This window comes from Streptomyces sp. NPDC048197, from assembly GCF_043202395.1.
Classification (GTDB): Bacteria; Actinomycetota; Actinomycetes; order Streptomycetales; family Streptomycetaceae; genus Streptomyces; species Streptomyces siderophoricus.
The window spans coordinates 16,837-35,380 of the sequence record NZ_JBIDAJ010000040.1; the positions used below are offsets into that span (position 1 = coordinate 16,837).

Annotated in this window: 18 protein-coding genes; 7 read left to right on the plus strand and 11 right to left on the minus strand. The window is 72.4% G+C overall.

The window, feature by feature from the left end; translation table 11 throughout:
* Positions 1-59: 59 nt before the first annotated feature.
* Positions 60-1,202 carry a TDT family transporter gene (locus tag ACGF4C_RS33675; protein ID WP_393571540.1) on the plus strand — a complete coding sequence of 381 codons (1,143 nt, stop codon included), beginning with the start codon at positions 60-62 and terminating at the stop codon, positions 1,200-1,202.
* Between the two features lie 18 nt (positions 1,203-1,220).
* On the opposite strand, the gene ACGF4C_RS33680 is transcribed toward ACGF4C_RS33675, so the two are convergent.
* From ACGF4C_RS33680 to ACGF4C_RS33695, 4 genes are all read right to left on the minus strand, one after another.
* On the minus strand, positions 1,221-1,943 hold the full coding sequence (locus ACGF4C_RS33680) for a helical backbone metal receptor (RefSeq protein ID WP_393571542.1): 723 nt from the start codon (positions 1,941-1,943) through the stop codon (positions 1,221-1,223).
* 49 nt (positions 1,944-1,992) lie between these two features.
* Positions 1,993-2,421, minus strand: coding sequence for a hypothetical protein (locus ACGF4C_RS33685; RefSeq protein WP_393571544.1), 429 nt, complete (start codon positions 2,419-2,421; stop codon positions 1,993-1,995).
* Between the two features lie 136 nt (positions 2,422-2,557).
* Positions 2,558-5,155, minus strand: a complete 2,598-nt coding sequence (locus ACGF4C_RS33690; protein ID WP_393571546.1) for an ABC transporter permease/substrate binding protein — start codon at positions 5,153-5,155, stop codon at positions 2,558-2,560.
* Entirely contained in the window at positions 5,148-6,389 is a 1,242-nt protein-coding gene (locus tag ACGF4C_RS33695; protein ID WP_393571548.1) for a glycine betaine/L-proline ABC transporter ATP-binding protein, read from the minus strand. The genes ACGF4C_RS33690 and ACGF4C_RS33695 overlap by 8 nt, the downstream gene beginning before the upstream one ends.
* Before the next feature lie 227 nt (positions 6,390-6,616).
* Between ACGF4C_RS33695 and ACGF4C_RS33700 the strand changes: the two genes are divergently transcribed.
* Together ACGF4C_RS33700 and ACGF4C_RS33705 are read left to right on the plus strand one after the other, a co-directional pair.
* Entirely contained in the window at positions 6,617-7,531 is a 915-nt protein-coding gene (locus ACGF4C_RS33700; protein WP_393571602.1) for a 5'-3' exonuclease H3TH domain-containing protein, read from the plus strand.
* A gap of 84 nt (positions 7,532-7,615) precedes the next feature.
* Positions 7,616-8,482, plus strand: a complete 867-nt coding sequence (locus ACGF4C_RS33705) for a siderophore-interacting protein (protein ID WP_393571550.1) — start codon at positions 7,616-7,618, stop codon at positions 8,480-8,482.
* Between the two features lie 83 nt (positions 8,483-8,565).
* Here ACGF4C_RS33705 and ACGF4C_RS33710 read toward each other — a convergent pair whose 3' ends face one another.
* A complete protein-coding gene (locus ACGF4C_RS33710) occupies positions 8,566-9,201 on the minus strand; it encodes a MerR family transcriptional regulator (protein ID WP_393571604.1) in 636 nt (211 codons plus the stop codon).
* A gap of 274 nt (positions 9,202-9,475) precedes the next feature.
* Here ACGF4C_RS33710 and ACGF4C_RS33715 point away from each other — a divergent pair, with 274 nt between their 5' ends.
* The 4 genes from ACGF4C_RS33715 to ACGF4C_RS33730 all read left to right on the plus strand — a co-directional run bounded on the left by ACGF4C_RS33715 (position 9,476) and on the right by ACGF4C_RS33730 (position 12,373).
* On the plus strand, positions 9,476-10,408 hold the full coding sequence (locus ACGF4C_RS33715) for a hypothetical protein (protein ID WP_393571606.1): 933 nt from the start codon (positions 9,476-9,478) through the stop codon (positions 10,406-10,408).
* Positions 10,405-10,869, plus strand: a complete 465-nt coding sequence (locus ACGF4C_RS33720) for an ABA4-like family protein (RefSeq protein WP_393571552.1) — start codon at positions 10,405-10,407, stop codon at positions 10,867-10,869. The genes ACGF4C_RS33715 and ACGF4C_RS33720 overlap by 4 nt, the downstream gene beginning before the upstream one ends.
* A 46-nt stretch (positions 10,870-10,915) precedes the next feature.
* Positions 10,916-11,068 carry a hypothetical protein gene (locus tag ACGF4C_RS33725; RefSeq protein ID WP_393571554.1) on the plus strand — a complete coding sequence of 51 codons (153 nt, stop codon included), beginning with the start codon at positions 10,916-10,918 and terminating at the stop codon, positions 11,066-11,068.
* Positions 11,069-11,254: 186 nt separating this feature from the next.
* Entirely contained in the window at positions 11,255-12,373 is a 1,119-nt protein-coding gene (locus ACGF4C_RS33730; protein WP_393571556.1) for an LLM class flavin-dependent oxidoreductase, read from the plus strand.
* A gap of 92 nt (positions 12,374-12,465) precedes the next feature.
* Here the strand turns inward: ACGF4C_RS33730 and ACGF4C_RS33735 are convergent, their stop codons facing one another.
* The 6 genes from ACGF4C_RS33735 to ACGF4C_RS33760 form a co-directional block, all read right to left on the minus strand.
* Complete coding sequence (locus ACGF4C_RS33735) at positions 12,466-15,282, minus strand: DEAD/DEAH box helicase (RefSeq protein WP_393571558.1); 2,817 nt, start codon at positions 15,280-15,282, stop codon at positions 12,466-12,468.
* A gap of 149 nt (positions 15,283-15,431) precedes the next feature.
* Positions 15,432-16,391, minus strand: coding sequence for a twin-arginine translocase subunit TatC (gene tatC / locus ACGF4C_RS33740; RefSeq protein WP_393571560.1), 960 nt, complete (start codon positions 16,389-16,391; stop codon positions 15,432-15,434).
* A gap of 62 nt (positions 16,392-16,453) precedes the next feature.
* A complete protein-coding gene (gene tatA / locus ACGF4C_RS33745) occupies positions 16,454-16,753 on the minus strand; it encodes a Sec-independent protein translocase subunit TatA (protein ID WP_030414293.1) in 300 nt (99 codons plus the stop codon).
* Positions 16,754-16,997: 244 nt separating this feature from the next.
* Positions 16,998-17,213: a hypothetical protein gene (locus ACGF4C_RS33750; protein ID WP_030801807.1), complete on the minus strand. Its 216-nt coding sequence runs from the start codon at positions 17,211-17,213 to the stop codon at positions 16,998-17,000.
* Positions 17,214-17,229: 16 nt separating this feature from the next.
* Positions 17,230-17,502, minus strand: coding sequence for a hypothetical protein (locus ACGF4C_RS33755; RefSeq protein WP_030414295.1), 273 nt, complete (start codon positions 17,500-17,502; stop codon positions 17,230-17,232).
* A 73-nt stretch (positions 17,503-17,575) separates the two neighbouring features.
* Complete coding sequence (locus ACGF4C_RS33760) at positions 17,576-18,526, minus strand: YafY family protein (RefSeq protein WP_030801811.1); 951 nt, start codon at positions 18,524-18,526, stop codon at positions 17,576-17,578.
* Between the last annotated feature and the right edge of the window lie 18 nt (positions 18,527-18,544).

Below are 18,544 nucleotides of genomic sequence, written 5' to 3' on the forward strand. Positions count from 1 at the left end.
ATGCCCCCATAGACACGACGTCCCTGGTGGCGGCGGCGGCGACCGCCGACGCTTCCTCCATGGCAACCCTCGCGCACGTACCTTCCCGCCCCGCCGCCCCACCCCTCCCCTCGGCCCCGGCCGGCCGCTCGGGCCCGGTCCGCCATCTCGGCCCGAACTGGTACGCCACCGTGATGGGCACCGCGATCGTCGCCAACGCCGGCGCCGCCCTGCCGCTCGCCGCCCCGGGGCTGCGCACCGCCTACCAGCTCGTCTGGGCGCTGTCGGGGCTGCTGCTGGTCGCCCTGCTGGCCGCCCGCGCCGTCCACTGGCTCCGCCACACCGACCAGGCCCGCCGGCATCTCCTCGACCCGGCCGTGGCGCCGTTCTACGGGTGTCTGTCGATGGCCCTGCTGGCGGTGGGCGGCGGCACGCTGACGGTGGGCCGGGACGTCATCGGCGGGCCGGCCGCGCTCGCCACCGACGCCGTGCTGTGGAGCCTGGGCACCCTCGTCGGGGTGGTCGGGGCCGCCGCGATCCCGTATCTGATGGTGACCCGCCACCGCATCGAGCCGGGCAGTGCGACCCCGGTCTGGCTGCTGCCGCTGGTGGCGCCGATGGTCTCGGCGGCCCTCGGCCCGGGCCTGCTCCCCCATCTGCCGGCCGGCCAGTGGCGGCAGGCGATGCTGGTGGGCTGCTACGCGCTGTTCGGGATGTCGCTGCTGGCGACGCTGCTGGTGCTGCCCCTCGTGGTCTCCCGGCTGCTCCACCACGGACCGCTGCCGCTCGCCCTCACCCCCACGCTGTTCCTCGTGCTCGGCCCGCTCGGCCAGTCCACCACCGCGACCGGAAACCTGGCCGACGTGGCACCGGGCGTCGTCGACGCCCCGACCGCCCACGCGATGGGTGCCTTCGCGGTCCTGTACGGGATCCCGGTGACGGGGTTCGCCCTGCTGTGGCTGGCGCTCGCGACGGCGCTGGTGGTCCGTGCCGTCCGCAACGGGATGCCGTTCGCGATGACCTGGTGGGGCTTCACCTTCCCGCTCGGCACCTGCGTCACCGGGGCGGCGGGCCTGGCCCGGCACACCGGGCTGACCGCCTTCACCTGGCTCGCCGTAGCGCTGTACGCCCTCCTGGTGGCCGCGGTCGCGGTGGCCGCCACCCGCACCGCGAGCGGCCTGGTCCACGGCCGGCTGCTCACGCCTGTGCCGCCGGCCCGGTAGCCGGCCCTGCCGTACGGCTCAGCCGGCCCCGGCCAGCGCCTCGGCGAGGGCTGCCGGGGCGGTCACCAACGACGGGCCGTACCAGGTGAGATCGCGCCCGCTGACCAGCGCGGCGGGCAGCTGGGGGAACGCCTCGGGCCCGTCGTCGGCGGTGAAGCGGTACGGCTCGTCGGGCAGCACGACGAGGTCGGCGCCGGCGGCGTTGAGGGCGTCCAGGGCGATCCGCGGGTAGCGGTCGGGGTGGCCGGCGTAGACGTTCCGTACGCCGAGGCGGGCCAGGAGGTCGCCGGCGAAGGTGTCCCGGCCCAGCACCATCCACGGCCGCCGCCAGACGGGCACCACCGCGGTCCGCTCGCCCGCCGGCCGGGCCGGGTCACGCCAGGCGGCCTCGGCGGCGTCCAGCCACCCGGGCCGGGCCAGTCGGCAGCCGGCGACCAGCACCCGGTGCAGCTCCCGGAAGCCCTGCTCCAGCGTCCGCACCTCGGTGACCAGGACGTCCAGCCCGGCGGCGCGCAGGGCGGCCAGGTCGGCCGGGCGGTTCTCCTCCTCGTTGGCGAGCACCAGATCGGGCGCCAGCGCGGCGATCCGGGCGGTGTCGGGGTTCTTGGTGCCGCCGATCCGCTCCACGTCGAGGTCCGCCGGACGAGCGCACCAGTCGGTCGCCCCGACCAGCAGCCCGGGCGCGCTGACGGCCACGGCTTCGGTGAGGGACGGCACCAGGGACACCACACGACGGGTCATGGCCCCAGGCTAGGGGCCCGCGAAGGAGCGCACCCCGCCTTCCACCCGGCTAACGGCGGACGCTGCGCCGCAGCAGATACGCCGCGCCCCCGGCGAGCAGCAGCAGGGCCAGGCCGCCCGCCGCCTGGGTCGCCGTCAGCCCCTCGACCCGTCCGGCCCGTACGGTCACCAGCTCGGTGAACCGCTCGCCGCCCGGCGTACATTCGATGATCACCCGGTAGCGGCCCGGGGCCGCGCCGTCGGCGACCCTGGCGTGGCCGGTCAGGCCGTCCGCGCCCGGCCGGAGCGCCACCGGCCCGAACAGCTTCGAGGCGGCCCGGGCGCCGTGCACCGCGCCGCACTCCTGCTCGTCGTTGATCCGCACCCGCTGCCCGGCCACCATCGGGTCCGGGTCGACCTCGGCCGCGGCGGCCGGCGCGGCGACGCCCAGACCGGCGGCGCCGATCAGTGCGGCGGCGGCGATGTGCGCAGGGTTCACGTGCCCAGCGAACCATCCCGCACCGGGGTCCGCGACGCATCCGCCGCCGGTCAGGTGAACCGGACACGTCGCGGGCCCCGCCGCCCGGCGACTGCCGGGGAACGGGGCCCGCTGCGGTCCTGGGGAAAAGACCCGCCTACTTCACCGGCGCCATCTTGTCCACCATTCCCGGGTGGTCGTCGATCCACTTCTCGACGCCCTTGTTCTCATTTCCCTTTCCGGCGTCCTGGATGTCCTTCTCCAGGCTGCCGAGTTCCTCGGGGCTCATCTTCCAGTTCTTCAGCCAGCCGTAGAACTCCGGGAATTTCTTCGCCAGGCTCTTGTTGCCGAGCGTCTTGATCTGGTTGTTGGCGCCCCAGGTGCCCTTGGGGTCGGCGAGCTTGGTCAGGTGGTACTTGCTGTACGCCCAGTGCGGCGACCACAGCACGACCGCGATCGGCTCGTGCTTGTGGTAGGCGCGGTCCAGCTCGGCGAGCATGGCGCTGGTACCGGCCGAGGTGACCTCGAAGTCCTGCAGCCCGTACGCCGGTGCCACGGTGTCCTTGAGCCGCTTCATCTCACCCGTGCCGGGCTCGATCCCGATGATTTTGCCCTTGAATTCGTCCTTGTGCGCCCGCAGGTCGTCGAGCGTCTTGACGCCCTTGACGTACGACGGCACGGCGATTTCCAGGGACGTCTTGTCGTACCAGGGGCCGACGTCGACGAGATCGTGTCGGTACTTGTCCCAGTACTGCTTCTGCGCCACCGGCAGCCAGCCGTCCGTCTCCACGTCGATCTGCCCGGTGGACAGCCCGGTCCACATCGGCCCGATGTCGAGGTTGCGGATGTTCGGCCGGTAGCCGCGCTTCTCCAGGACGTTCTTCCAGAGGTACGTGGTGGCGATGCCCTCGTCCCACGCCGGGTAGCCGATGGCGGGCGCCTTGCCCGCGTCCTTGCCCTTGGCGTAGGTGGCGTGGGCGGACGGCGCGATCTTCTCGACCAGGCCGGGGTTCTTCTTCAGCCAGCTGCGCACGCCGTCCTGCTCATGGCCCTCACCGGCGTTCTTGACGTCGTTCTCCAGGCTGGTGAGCTGCTTCTCGTCCAGGTGGAAGTTCTTCATCCACTTGGCGACCTCAGGCTCGTCCTTCGCGAAGCCCTTGCGGCCCAGCAGGTGCAGGCTGTCACCCGAGCCGAACGATCCCTTGGGGTCCTTCAGCTTGGTGAGCGGGTACTTGTCGTACGCCCAGTGCGGCGACCAGAGCGTGACCGCGATCGGCTTCTTCCGGTGGACCGAGCGGTCCAGCTCGCTGAGCATCGACGCGGTGCTGGACTCCTGCACCTTGTACTCACCGCCGAGGCCGTAGTCCTTGAGGACCTTGTCCTTGAGGATCTTCATCTCGCCGGCGCCGGGCTCGATGCCGGTGATTTTGCCGCCGAATTCGCCGGCCTTGCCCTTGAGGTCCTCCAGGGTCTTGACGCCCTTGACGTACGAGGGCACCGCGATCTCCAGCGACGTCTTGTCGTACCAGGCGCCGAGGTCCTCCAGCTGGTCGTGGTACTTCTTCCAGTACGAGGCGTGGGTGGTCGGCAGCCAGGCGTTGGTCTGCACGTCGATGTCGCCGCGGGCCTGCCCGGCGAACAGCGGACCGGCCTCCAGGGCCTGGACCTTGGGCCGGTAGCCGCGCTCCTCCAGGATCTCCTTCCAGAGGTACGTGGTGGCCTTGCCCTCGTCCCAGTTGACGTAACCGAGGCTGATCGGGCGGCCGTTGCCGTCGCCCTGGCCGGCGTTCTTGCCGAACATGCCCATACCGCCGGCGATCAGGGCGAGCACGACCACGCCGACGACGGCCACGGACGTGGCGGGCCGCCACTGCAGGAACTTCAGGCCGCCCAGCGACGCCTGGGCCTTGGCCAGCGCGCGCCGGCCGAGCGGGGAGACCCGCTGGTTGAGGGCGCCGGTCATCCGGTCCAGGTACATGGCGAGGATGACCACCGCGAGGCCGGCCTCGGCGCCCAGCGCCACGTTGACCGAGCTGATCGCGTTGTAGACGGACGCGCCGAGACCGCCGCCGCCGACCATGCCGGCGATGACGACCATGGACAGCGCCAGCATGATGACCTGGTTGATGCCGGCCATGATCGTGGGCAGCGCGAGCGGCAGCTGGACCCGGAAGAGGGTGCGCCGCGGGTGGGTGCCGAACGCCTCGGCGGCCTCGACCAGTTCCTCGTCGACCTGCCGGATGCCCAGCTCCGTCATGCGGACTGCGGGCGGCATGGAGAAGACGATGGTGGCGACGATGCCGGGGACGACACCGAGGCCGAAGAAGAGGATGCCGGGGATCAGGTAGACCATCGCCGGCATGGTCTGCATCAGGTCCAGGACCGGGCGCAGCGCTCCGCCGACGACCCGGCTGCGGGCCGCCCAGATGCCGAGCGGCACCGCGACCACGACGGTGATCAGGCAGGCCACCAGGACCAGCGAGAGCGATTCGACGGTCGGGCCCCACTGTTCGACCGAGTCGATCAGCACGAACCCGAGGAAGGTGAGCACGGCGGCCGGCAGTCCGCGCAGCCACCAGGCGAGCACCGCGAAGATGCCGGCCAGCAGCAGCGGTTCGGGCCCGGCGAGGACCGTGTGGATCGCGTCGTAGAGGCCGTTCAGCACCTTGGTGATGAGGGTGAAGAGCCAGTCGAGGTTGTCGCGCAGCCAGTTGACGGCGTCGTTGGCCCAGCTGCCTATCGGGATCCTAGGCACCGGCGATCACCTGGCCCTCGGCGTCGCCGTCGCCGGGTTCGTCGTCGCCCGTCTCCGCGGCGGTCTTCGTCGTCTCCACGGTGGGCTCCGCCGTCTTCGTGAGGGTCTTCACCGCGGGCTGGGCGGGGATGCCGGGAGCCGTCACCGGCGCCTGCTCCGCGCCCTGTTCGGCGGGCTCGCCGAGCACCGCGAGCAGCCGCTCGGCCGGTACGGCCCCGATCACGGCGCCCGTGGAGTCGGTCACCGCGACGGGCACGCTGCTGGCCGAGCACGGCGTGAACAGCTCCACCAGCGGGGTGTCGACGTCCACGGTGGCCGGCGCCGCGGCACGGAACTCCGCGGCCGTACCGAGCGTGCCGCCCTCCGGCGTGCTGCCGCCGAGCACCGTGCCGACCTCGGCCATGACCGCGCCGGCGGTCAGCACCCGGCTGCGGTCCACGTCCTGGATGAAGGAGGCGACGTAGTCGTTGGCGGGGCGCACGAGGATGTCCTCGGCGCTGCCGGTCTGCACGATCCGGCCGTCCCGCATCACCGCGATCCTGTCACCGAGGCGCATCGCCTCGTTGAGGTCGTGGGTGATGAAGACGATGGTCTTCTTGAGGGTCTTCTGCAGTTCCAGCAGCTGGTCCTGCATGTCGCGCCGGATCAGCGGGTCCAGCGCGCTGAACGACTCGTCCATCAGCAGCAGATCGGCGTCGGTGGCCAGCGCCCGGGCCAGGCCCACCCGCTGCTGCATACCGCCGGACAGCTCGTCGGGCCAGGACTTCTCCCAGCCCTTGAGACCGGTGAGTTCCAGCGCCTCGGTGGCCCGCCGCTCACGCTCGGCGCGCGGCACGCCCTGGACCTCCAGCCCGTAGGCGGCGTTCTCCAGGACGCTGCGGTGCGGGAAGAGCGCGAAGTGCTGGAAGACCATGGAGATCTTCCGGGAGCGGACCGCGCGCAGTTCCTTGCCGCTGAGGGAGGTGAGGTCCTGGCCGTCGATCCGCACGGTTCCGGCGGTCGGCTCCAGCAGGCCGTTGAGCATGCGCAGCAGCGTGGACTTGCCGGACCCGGACAGACCCATGACGACGAAGATCTGGCCCTCGTCCACCTCGATCGACGCGTCGATCACGGCGGCGGTGGTGCCTTCGGCCCGCAACTCGTCCCGGCTCGCGCCGGCTTCGAGCCCGCGTACCGCGTCCTCGGGTCGTCTGCCGAACACCTTGTACAGGTGCTCGGCTTGCAGCCTGGACACATATGCCTCTCTTGTCGCACGAGAAACGACCTGCCACCCCCGCCGGCAGGTCGTGGTGCGGGACGGGGTCCGCCCGCCTTTACCGGGGGAAATGTTGAATCTCCACCGGGTCCGCTCCGGCTGCGCGTCTGCCCTTCTTTATGCGGCGCAAACACATCGGTGTTCCAGATCACATCGCGGCGACGATTGGGGCATACGGCATCATGCGGGGTGTGACTCGACGCCTGATGCTCCTCGACACCGCCTCGTTGTACTTCCGCGCCTATTTCGGGGTACCGGAATCGGTCAGGGCCCCGGACGGCACGCCGGTGAACGCGGTGCGCGGTCTGCTGGACTTCATCGCCCGGCTCGTCCAGGACCACCACCCCGACGATCTGGTCGCCTGTATGGACTTCGACTGGCGTCCGCAGTGGCGGGTCGATCTGATCCCCTCCTACAAGGCGCACCGGGTCGCCGAGGAGGCCCCGGCCGGCTCCGCCGAGCCCGACGAGGAGCAGGTCCCCGACACCCTCTCGCCGCAGGTCCCGGTCATCGAGGAGGTGCTGGACGCGCTCGGCATCGCCCGGATCGGCGCGGCCGGCTACGAGGCCGACGACGTCATCGGCACGCTCGCGGCGCGGGCGCCGGGCCCGGTGGACATCGTCACCGGCGACCGGGACCTCTACCAGCTCGTCGACGACCGGCGCGGCATCCGTGTCCTGTACCCCCTCAAGGGAGTCGGCACCCTCCAGGTCACCGACGAGGCGTGGCTGCGCGAGAAGTACGGCGTGGACGGCCCGGGGTACGCCGATCTGGCGCTGCTGCGCGGCGACCCCAGCGACGGTCTGCCCGGCGTCCCGGGGATCGGTGAGAAGACCGCGGCGAAGCTGCTGGCCACCTACGGCGACCTCGCCGGGATCATGGCCGCCGCGGAGGACCCCGCCTCGAAGGTGACCCCGGCGCAGCGCGCCCGTCTGCTGGAGGCCCGCCCGTACGTCGCGGTCGCCCCGAAGGTGATCAAGGTGGCCACCGACGTGCCCGTTCCGGACGCGGACCTCGCGCTGCCGGCGGAGCCGGCCGACCCCGAGCGCCTGGAGGCGCTGGCCGCGCAGTGGGGCCTGGGTGGCGCTCTGCAGCGGCTGCTCATCACGCTCCGCCGGTGAATTACTGTTAGGTTAGGTATACCTAACCTCGGCGGGTCCGGTTGCTCCGGGCCCGCCGTCCACCACCGCGCAGGGGAGATTGCCGTGGCTGCAGCCGCAACGGAGCGTCCGTCCCGCAAGAAGCCCGCACTGCACCGCGCCCGGGTGCGGCGCACCGAGCAGCTCACCCCCCATATGGTCCGGGTGGTGCTCGGCGGCGAGGGGCTGGCGGAGTTCGCCGCGGGCGAGTACTCCGACCACTACGTCAAGCTGGTCTTCCCGGTCCCCGGCGTGCGCTACCCGGAGCCCTTCGACATCGCGCAGATCCGCGCCGAGTTCCCGCGCGACCGCTGGCCCCGGACCCGTACGTACACCGTCCGCGCCTGGGACCCGGAGAGCCGCGAGCTGACCGTGGACTTCGTGGTGCACGGCGACGAGGGCCTGGCCGGGCCCTGGGCGGCGGCCGCGCAGCCGGGCGACGAGATCTTCCTGCTCGGGCCCGGCGGCGGCTACGTCCCGGACCCGGCCGCCGACTGGCACCTCCTGGCCGGTGACGAGAGCGCCCTGCCGGCCATCGCGGCGTCCCTGGCGCGGATCCCGGCGGGCGCCTCGGTGCATGCGTTCATCGAGGTCGCCGGGCCCCAGGAGCGCCAGGAGCTGACCGCTCCGGCCGGTGCGCGGATCACCTGGATCCACCGCGGCGACGCCCCGGTCGGCCGCCAACTGGTCGCGGCCGTACGGGACTTGGCGTTCCCGGCCGGCCGGGTCCAGGCGTTCGTGCACGGCGAGGCGGGCTTCGTGAAGGAACTGCGCCGGCTGCTCCGCGTCGAGCGCCAGGTCCCGCGCGAGGACCTGTCCATCTCCGGCTACTGGCGCACCGGCCACGACGAGGACGGCTGGCAGGCGTCCAAGCGCGACTGGAACCAGCAGGTCGAGGCGGAGCAGGAGGCCACCCCCGCGGCCGCTTCCTGACGCCACGTCAGCCCCGCCGGAAACTTCCGCCCACCGGCGGGCCCGCGGTCGGACCCCGCACTCCCGGGCCCGCCGGCCACCCCTCAGTCCGCCTCCCCGCCCTCGTACCTGCGGGCCGAGGCCTCCACATGCGCCAGCCGGCGCATCGCACTCAGGACCGCGTCCCCGACCACGGTCCCCACCACCACGCTCTCCACCAGGCGGTCGACCTCCGCGTTGCGGCCCACCCACGCCAGATCAGCGGTGGCCACCCGCTCACAGGCGTCGGCATAGTCGTCGAGGAGCTCGCCGAAGTCGCCGTGCCCGAGGCCCTGGAGAGTGGCCAGCGCGACCGCCAGCGCCTCTACGGACGGATTCTCCGGGGCCACCCGCCAGCCCCGCCGGCGGATCAGCCCGGCGACCGCGTGCCGCGCCTCCGCCATGCCGTCCGGCGCGGCGACCTGCGGCGGGGCGATCGCCAGCTGCGCCGCGCCGAGGACCTTGTGCACCGGCTGCTCGGGTGAGTCGACGGCGGCCAGCACCTCCCGCACCTTCGCGACGGAGAGCCCGCCGACGTCCATCAGCCCCCGGATCAACCGCAGCCGGCGGACGTGACCGTCGTCGTAACGCGCCTGATTGGGGCTGGTCAGCCGGCCCGCGGGCAGCAGCCCCTCGCGGACGTAGTACTTGATGGTCGGCACCGCGACCCCGGTCGCCCGGCTCAGCTCCCCGATGCGCATCCGCACCCGCCGCCCTTTCCCGCGCCGGGGTCCCGCCCCGTCGCCCTGTCCCCCGGGCCCCCGCACACCCGGCCTTGCCAATTCCGCCCCCATCATAGATAGTCCAGCTATCAGATAGCGGCGAGCGCCACTATCCATTCCGTGCCGACTGCCGCCCGCACACACCTACGCACCCGTGCACCCGTACACCCGTACACCCGTACACCTGCGTACCGGTGCCGTCCCTGGGGGATCCATGTCCAGATACCGTTCACTGCTCGCCTTCTCCTGGGCGATGGCCGCGCTCGCGGTCGTCGCCGCGGCCGGCCTGATCGTCGACGACCGCGTCGTCCTCGGGGCGCCGGTCTGGTTCAAGCCGTTCAAGTTCGCGGTGTCGTTCGCCGCCTACGGGCTGACCCTGGCCTGGATGCTCTCCCGGCGCCCCGTGCCCGGCCGGCTGGGCGCGGGGGCGGCCCATGTGGTCGTGGTGTCCGGGCTGATCGAAATGGCCGTCATCACCGGACAGGCCGTCCGCGGCCGGCGCAGCCACTTCAACATCGAAACCCCGCTGGACCAGGGCCTGTTCGTCGCGATGGGGCTCACCATCGTGGCCCTGTGGACCGCCACCCTGGTCATCGCGGTCCTGCTCTTCCGGGCCCGGCTCGGCGACCGGGCCACCACCTGGGCGATCCGCCTCGGCGTGCTGATCGCGCTGGCCGGACTGCTGCTCGGCGGGCTGATGCTGATGCCCACCCCGGAGCAGCAGGCCGACGGGCTGCGCACCGCCGTCGGCGCGCACAGCGTCGGCGTCCCCGACGGCGGTCCGGCCATGCCGGTGACCGGCTGGAACACCACCGGCGGCGATCTGCGCATCCCGCACTTCGTCGGCATGCACGCCCTCCAGGCGCTGCCGCTGTTCCTCTACGGGATCGAGGCGCTGGCCGGACGGTTCGCCCGGCTGCGCGACGCACGGGTCCGGCTGCGGCTGGTGCTGGTCGCGGCCGGGTTCCTCACCGGGCTACTGGCCCTGGTCACCTGGCAGGCACTGCGCGGTCAGGCCCTCATCCACCCGGACCCGGCCACGCTGACCGCACTCGCCGCCCTCGCCACAGCCACCGGCCTCACCACGTACGCGGCCCTCCGCCGCCGCCCCGCGCCCGCGGCCCACGACCTCCCCGCCGCTTCCCCCACCACCACTCCCTCCCTCGCCACGGAGTCCCCGGCATGACCCCCAGCGCCCTGTTCGATCTGGCCTTCCTCCTCGCCGCGCCGTTCTGGGCGCTGCTGATCCTGGCTCCCGGCCGGCGCTGGACCGACCGGATCGCCGCCTCGCCCCTCCCGATGGTCCCGGTCCTGGCGGTCTACCTCGCCCTGGCCGTCCCGGTGTTCCCGCAGCTCTGGGCGGCCGTCAGCCACCCCGGCCTGACCGGCTTCCAGGACCTGCTGCGCCTCGGCGGCGGGGCCGGCGCGATCTGGGCCCAGGTGATCGCCTGGGACCTGTTCCTCGGCCAGTGGATGTACCGCGAGGCCCGCGCCCTGCACCTCCACCCCCTCCTGATGGGCCCCCTGCTCCTCCTGACCGTCCTCCTCTCCCCGATCGGCGTGCTGATCTTCCTCGCGATACGGGCGACGGCGCGGCGGGGGAAGGGACGGGGGGTGGGGGGCCGGGCCCCCGCCCCGCACTGCTGAAGGCCCGGGGCCCGGCCCACCGCGCCCCGCACGGCAGAATGCCGCCATGGACCGGACCGACCGCGCGACAGCCACCGTCCTCGGGTCAGCCGTGGGGGACGCCCTGGGCGCCCCCTTCGAGTTCGGGGAGCCGGGGGCGTACACGGGCACCGTCCAGCAGGCCACCCCAACGCCCCCGCACCGCCCGGCATTTGGTTGACGGTGCATGCATCTTCTGTTCCACTGAGCTCATGCGTCCTCACACGCGGCTGGTCACCCGTGACCACATCGACTTCGGTCGGGTGTGGTCCGCTTCCTGTTGCCGCTGACTTCTCCGTGGCGCGGACTTCCCTCCGCGATTCCCGGCGCCCGGCGCGCCCGCCCTACGAGAAGACGAGGCCTACCCATGCCTGTCGAGTTCCTCGGCATTGCCGCGACCAACGACGGTTCCGAAGTCACCCCCCGCTCCGGCGCGTCCTTCGACAAGGACTACACCCTCAAGCTCGCCCGCGCCCATGAGCAGTACGGCTGGGACCGGGTGCTGTTCGCCTACGGCTCCGGCTCCCCCGACCCCTCGCCGGCCGCCGCCTACGTCGCCGCCCGTACCGACGCCCTGCAGATCCTGGTGGCGCACCGCCCCAACGTGTCGTACCCGACCTTCGCCGCGAAGACCTTCGCCACGCTCGACCGGATCAGCGACGGCCGGCTCGCGGTGCACTTCATCACCGGCGGCAACGACCACGAGCAGCGGCGCGAGGGCGACACCCTGACCAAGGACGAGCGCTACGACCGCACCCGGGAATACATCCGGATCGTCAAGAAGATCTGGACCACCCACGAGCCCTTCGACCACGAGGGCACCCACTACCGCTTCCACGACTTCGTCTCCGACACCTTCCCCCTCCGACAGCCCCACCCGCAGGTGTCGTTCGGGGGCTCCTCACCCGCGGCCTACGCGGCGGGCGGTGCCGAGGCGGACATCTACTGCCTGTGGGGCGAGCCGCTGGCGCAGACCGCCGAGCAGATCGCCTCGGTGAAGGCGGCGGCGCGGGCGGCCGGCCGCAGCGACGTCCCCAGGATCCAGGTCGCCTTCCGGCCGATCATCGCGCCCACCGAGGAACTGGCCTGGGAGAAGGCGCACCGCACCCTGGACCGGATCAAGGCACGCAAGGCGGGCGGCGCGCTCAGCCGCCGCCATCCGGCGACGAATCCGCAGAACGCCGGCTCCCAGCGGCTGCTGGCGGTGGCCGCCGAGGGCGAGCGGCACGACCGGGCGCTGTGGACACCGACCGCGGCGGAGACCGGCGGCGCGGGGAACTCCACCGCGCTGGTCGGTACGCCGGAGACCGTCGCCCAGGCGCTGCTCGACTACTACGACCTGGGCGTGGAGATCCTCTCCGCGCGCGGTTACGACCTGCTCGACGACGCCATCGACTTCGGCCGGTACGTCATCCCGCTCGTCCGCGAGGAGGTCGCCAAGCGCGACGCCGAGCGGGCGGCGGCGGACGCACGGCAGGCGTCGTAACCGCACCGGACCGGCCTACGGCGACGGCGCCGCGCCCCCCCGGGGGGACGCGGCGCCGTCGCCGTGCGGTGCGCCGTCGCGCGGACGGCCCGTCAGCCCACCGAGGAGTACGCGACCACGCCGCGCAGCACGCCGTCCATGGCCCGGCGGGCGTTCTTCGCCACCGAGCTGCCGGCCGGGGCGGCGGCCGCGATCTGGCCGAGGATGTCGAGCAGCTGCTTGCACCAGCGGACGAAGTCGCCGGCGGGCATCTCCGCCTCGCGGAGCACCTCGTCCAGGCCGAAGCCGGCCGCCCAGCGATAGGCGGCCCAGGCGAAGCCGAGGTCCGGTTCGCGCTGGCCGACGCCCTCCGCCTGGTTGATGCGGTGGTCCTCCTCCAGGGCGTCCAGCCGGCCCCAGATGCGGACCATCTCGCCCAGCGCGTCCCGTGCCTTGCCGGCCGGCAGCTTGGGGGCCACCGCGTCGTCCGCCTGCCGGGCCTCGTACACCAACGCGGAGGCACAGGCGGCGAGTTCGGCCGGGCCGAGGTCCTCCCAGACGCCGTCCCGCAGACACTCGCTGGCCAGCAGGTCCAGCTCGCCGTAGAGCCGGGCGAGCCGGCGGCCCTCGTCGGTGACCTCGTCGCCTTCGAGGTAGCCCAGCTCGGTCAGCAGCGCACAGATCCGGTCGAAGGTGCGGGCGATGGTGTTCGTCCGGCCCTCGATGCGGCGCTCCAGCTGGCGGGTGTCCCGCTTGAGGCGGTGGTAGCGCTCCGCCCAGCGCGCGTGGTCCTCGCGCTCGTCACAGCCGTGGCAGGGATGGGCGCGGATCGCGGTGCGCAGCCGGGAGATCTCGCGGTCGTCGACCGCCTCCGACCGGGGCTTGCGGTGGCGCGACGGCACGAGGTGCCCGGCCTTCGTGCGCAGCGCGGACGCCAGATCGCGGCGGGACTGCGGACTACGGGCGTTGAACGACTTGGGGATCCGCATCCGGTCCAGCGCCGTCACCGGCACCGGGAAGTCGATCGAGCCGAGCCGCTTGACCTGCCGCTCGGCGGTCAGCACCAGCGGCCGCGGGCCGTCCTGCGACTCGAAACCGCGGTGGCCGTTGGTCCGGCCCGACGGCATACCGGGGTCGAGGACCAGCGCCAGGCCGGCGTACTTGCCGGTCGGCACATGGATCACATCGCCCGGCTTCAGCTTCTCCAGGGCCGCCGCGGCCGCCACCCGGCGCTGCGCGGCGCCCTGCTTGGCCAGCTCCGTCTCACGGTCCTTCAACTCCCGCCGCAGCCGGGAGTACTCCTCGAAGTCGCCGAGGTGGCAGGTCATCGAGGCGCGGTAGCCGTCCAGGCCCTCCTCGTTGCGCTGCACCTGCCGGGAGATGCCGACCACCGACTTGTCGGCCTGGAACTGCGCGAACGACATCTCCAGCAGCTCGCGCGAACGGTGCCGGCCGAACTGCGAGACGAGGTTGACCGCCATGTTGTACGACGGCTTGAACGACGACCGCAGCGGGTACGTCCGGGTGCCGGCGAGCCCGGCCAGCGCGGCAGGGTTCATCCCGCGCTGCCACAGCACCACCGCATGGCCCTCGATGTCGATGCCGCGGCGCCCGGCCCGGCCGGTCAACTGGGTGTATTCGCCGGGGGTGATGTCGGCGTGCTGCTCGCCGTTCCACTTCACGAGCTTTTCCAACACCACCGAACGCGCCGGCATGTTGATGCCCAGCGCCAGGGTCTCGGTGGCGAAGACCGCCTTCACCAGGCCCTTGACGAAGAGCTCCTCGACGACTTCCTTGAAGGTCGGCAGCATGCCGGCGTGGTGCGCCGCGATGCCCCGCTCCAGGCCCTCCAGCCACTCGTAATAGCCCAGCACATGGAGGTCGTCGTCCGGGATCCCGGCCGTCCGGGCCTCCACTGTGCGGCGGACCTGTTCGCGGCCCTCCGCGTCGTTGAGGCGCAGTCCCGAATACAGGCACTGCTGGACCGCGGCCTCGCAGCCGGCCCGGCTGAAGATGAACGTGATCGCGGGCAGCAGGCCCTCGTTGTCGAGGCGGTCGATGACCTCGGGCCGGCTCGGCGTCCAGATCCGCGCCCGCTGCCGCCGCTCGCGCTCGCGGTCCGCCTCCCGCATCGTGCGGCCCCGGCGCTTGTCCCGGCCGAAGGTCGGCCGGCTGTTCTCCATCCGTGCGAGTCGTTCGAGGTCGGGATTGACCTCCCGGCGACCGCCCTTGGCGCCGTCCCGCTCCTCGAAGAGGTCGTATATCCGGCGGCCGGCGAGGACGTGCTGCCACAGCGGGACGGGGCGGTGCTCCGAGACGATCACGGCGGTGTCGCCACGCACCGTGTCGAGCCAGTCACCGAACTCCTCGGCGTTGGAGACCGTCGCGGACAGCGAGACCAGCGTCACCGATTCGGGGAGGTGGATGATCACCTCTTCCCAGACGGCACCGCGGAAGCGGTCGGAGAGGTAGTGCACCTCGTCCATGACCACGTACGCCAGGCCGATCAGCGACTGGGAGCCGGCGTAGAGCATGTTCCGCAGGACCTCGGTGGTCATCACGATCACCGGCGCCTCGGAGTTGACGCTGTTGTCGCCGGTCAGCAGGCCGACCTTCGCCGCGCCGTACCGCTTGACCAGGTCCTGGTACTTCTGGTTGGACAGTGCCTTGATCGGCGTGGTGTAGAAGCATTTGCGGCCCTGCTCCAGGGCCAGGTGGACGGCGAATTCGCCGACGATCGTCTTGCCGGATCCGGTGGGGGCGGCGACCAGCACGCCCTGGCCGGCCTCCAGGGCCTGGCAGGCATCGACCTGGAACGGGTCCAGCTCGAAGTCGTACAGCTCCCGGAAACCGGCAAGTGCGGTGGCCTGATCGGCCGCCCGGAGCTTGGCGGCGGCATAGCGCTCAGCAGGGGACATGTCCTCGGTCATCGTGCTTACGAGCCTACCGGCCACCTCTGACAACGACCCGATCTTTATGTGCGGCCTTTACCGAGCGGGCGCGAGCACGTCCCGGCGCGCGAAACGGCCCCGGGCTCACGCGAACCCGGGGCCGTCACAGCATGTGAGGGGTAGTCACCTCACGTCACGTCGTCGTAACCGCCCCGCGGCCCGGCGCCGTCGTCCGGTTCGCCGCTCGCCTGCTCCGGCAGCATCCGCCCCGAGGAGACCGGCTCGATCGCACCGACCTCGGACGGCGTCAGATCGAGCTCCGAGGCCTCGTCGTCGCTCAGCCCCGCGTCGGGGTTGCCCAGCCGGCGGCGGCGGTCGTTGAAGAGGCAGATGCCGGCAGCACCGAAGTACAGCACCACGATCGGGGCGGCCAGCAGGCTCATGGTCAGCGGGTCACCGGTCGGGGTGGCGAGGGCCGCGAAGACCGTGATGCCGAGGACCATGAACCGCCACCAGCTCATGATCCGGCGCCCGGTGACCACGCCGCCGAAGTTGAGCAGCACCAGCAGCAGCGGCAGCTCGAAGGCGAGGCCGAAGACCACGATCATGCGCGTGACGATGTCGAAGAACTCGTCGGCCGGGAAGAGGTTGGCCCAGTCGTCCGGGGTCAGACCGACCAGGGCACCCGCCGTGGTCGGCAGCACCGCGTAGGCGAGGTAGGCACCGGCCAGGAAGAGCGGCACACCGGCCCCGACGAAGCTCAGCGCGTACTTCTTCTCGTGCTTGTGCAGGCCGGGCGCGAGGAAGGCCCAGAGCTGGTAGAGCCAGATCGGGCTGGCACCGACGACGCCCACCGTGAGCGACAGCTTGAGCAGGATGGTGAACGGCGCCAGCAGACCGTTGGCGGTGACCTCGGCGCACGGATGCGTACGCGGAGCGGTCACGCTGCCCCGCCCGCAGCCGACCGCGTCGATGACCGGCCCCGTGATGAAGTGGGCGATGGCGTCGTACTGCCACATCGCGACGACGGTGACGACACCGATCGCCAGCACCGACTTCAGCAGTCTGTTGCGCAGCTCACGCAGGTGCGCCGCGAGCGGCATCCGCCCCTCGGGGTCCTTCTCCTGCTTGCGGGCAGACTTGAGCAACCCACTTCCTCGTCTCGTGCATCAGCCGTCCCGGACCGGGCGGGGCGACGGGATCGGTTCGGTCAGCCCTGCTTGGTCGTCTGGTTCGGCTCGGCGACCGGGCGCGAGCTGCTCACGTCGCCGGGGGCCGCCTGGATCGTGCGGGGAGCCTGCTGGCCGGCGTCGGCGGACGCCTCGGACGAGGTGCCGGCCGACGCGCCGTCCGCCTCACCGTCCTTCTTCATCGCCTTGGCCTCGCTCTTGAGGATCCGGGCGGACTTGCCGAGCGAACGCGCCATGTCCGGGAGCTTCTTCGCGCCGAACAGCAGCACGATCACGACGAGGATCAGGATGATCTCGGGGGCCCTCAGGTTGCTCAACATGTGCGACTACCTTCTCGCCGGGGCGGCGTCTGCTGTGGTGCCTGCCGATGGGGTCGGGCTGGCGTCCTGGTGCTCGATCGATCGTAACGTTCGGTGGTGAACGTCCGGCAATCCCCGTGCAACCTCCGGATTGCCACGACCGCCGCGCTCTTCGAACCGCGGAGGAAGCCTACCTCTCCGCCCTGCCGCACAGGAGGGCGCCGACCTCTCCGGCGACGTCCGGGCGCCGGGCCCGGCCCCGGCGTCAGTCCCCGGCCCGGTCCCGGCCGGCCTCGTGCATCCGGGAGGCCAGCGGCACCGCCGCCCGTTCCAGGTCCTGGGCCGCCCGCTGGATCCGCTCCGACGCCGTGCCGACCTGGCGGGCCAGCCGGCGCACCTCGATGAAGACACGGACGGCGAGCACGCCCAGTACGGCGATCCCGAGGAAGCCGAGGGCGATGGCGATCATGGGCCAGAGCATGGGGCGAGCCTATCGGTCAGCCCGAGTGCAGCCGCAGCGTGCGCACCCCGCCGCCGGTCAGCAGCTCGACGATCCGCTCACCGGCCGGCCGGCGCACCGCGCGCCGGCAGTCCGGGCAGGTGAAGGAGTAGAAGGTGGTGCGGCGGCTGCCGCCGATGGCCAGCCGGAAGGCGTCCGAGGCCAGCTCGAAACGGCCCCGGCAGTCCGGGCAGGCCGCCTTGAACAGCACCGGAACCCTCGCGTCCGCCGGAGCGGCGGTCGCCGTCCCGGTCGCCATGGTGGTCGTCATCCCTCGCTGCCTCCTCCTACTGGACACGGCCCTCTCCCTACGGCGTCCCTGCGCGGTGGCCGGGCCGCCCGGCTCACTCGCCGTACGCCGCGAGCGCCTGCTCGGCGGCGCGCCGGGCACTGTCCGCCAGCGCCTGCGGCGCGACGATCCGGCCGTCCCGGCCCAGCCGCAGCGCCAGCCGCCGCAGCGAGGCCGGGTCGGGGGTGCGCAAGGTGATCCGCAGCCCGCCGTCGGGCAGCTCCTCGGCGCTGTCGTGCGGGTAGTACTCGGCGACCCAGCGGCCGCCCGGCCCGACCTCGATGGACACCTCGGGGTCCTCGGCGGCCGGCTGCACCAGGCCCTCGGACAGGTCGCGCAGCTCGACCGGCGGCGGGTCGGCGGGCGCGTCCAGCAGCTTGATCTCGGCGACCCGGTCGAGCCGGAAGGTGCGCCGGGCCTCCGAGAGCCGGCACCAGGCCTCCATGTAGGTGTGGCCGACGGCGAACAGCCGGATCGGGTCCACCTCGCGCTCGGTCAGCTCGTCGCGGGCCGGGGAGTAGTAGCGCAGCCACAGCCGGCGCCGTTCGGCGATCGCCCGGTCGACGTCGGCGAACACCCCGCCCTCGGACTCGAAGGTCACCGAGAGCCGGGAGCTGGCGCCGGCCGCCTCACCGGCCGCCGCCTCCAGCTTGGCGGTGGCCCGCAGCAGCGCCTGCCGGTCGCCCTCCCGCAGCCCCGGGAGCGTGGCGACCGCGCGGGCCGCGACCAGCAGGGCGGTGGCCTCGTCGGCGGCCAGCCGCAGCGGCTCGGCGACGTCGTCGGGGTTGTGCCACCAGATGCGGTCGCCGTCGGTGTCGATGTCCAGCAGGTCGCCGCCGCGGAAGCTCGTGCCGCACATGGGCAGTACGTCGAGGTCGGCGATCAGCTCGTCCTCGGTGATGCCGAAGGCGCGCGCGACGTCGCCGACGCGGGCGCCGGGGCGCTCGCGCAGATACGTCACCAGCGACAGCATCCGGCGGGTCTGGTCGATCGCGTTCGTGGCCATGAGTGAAGCTCCCGTCCC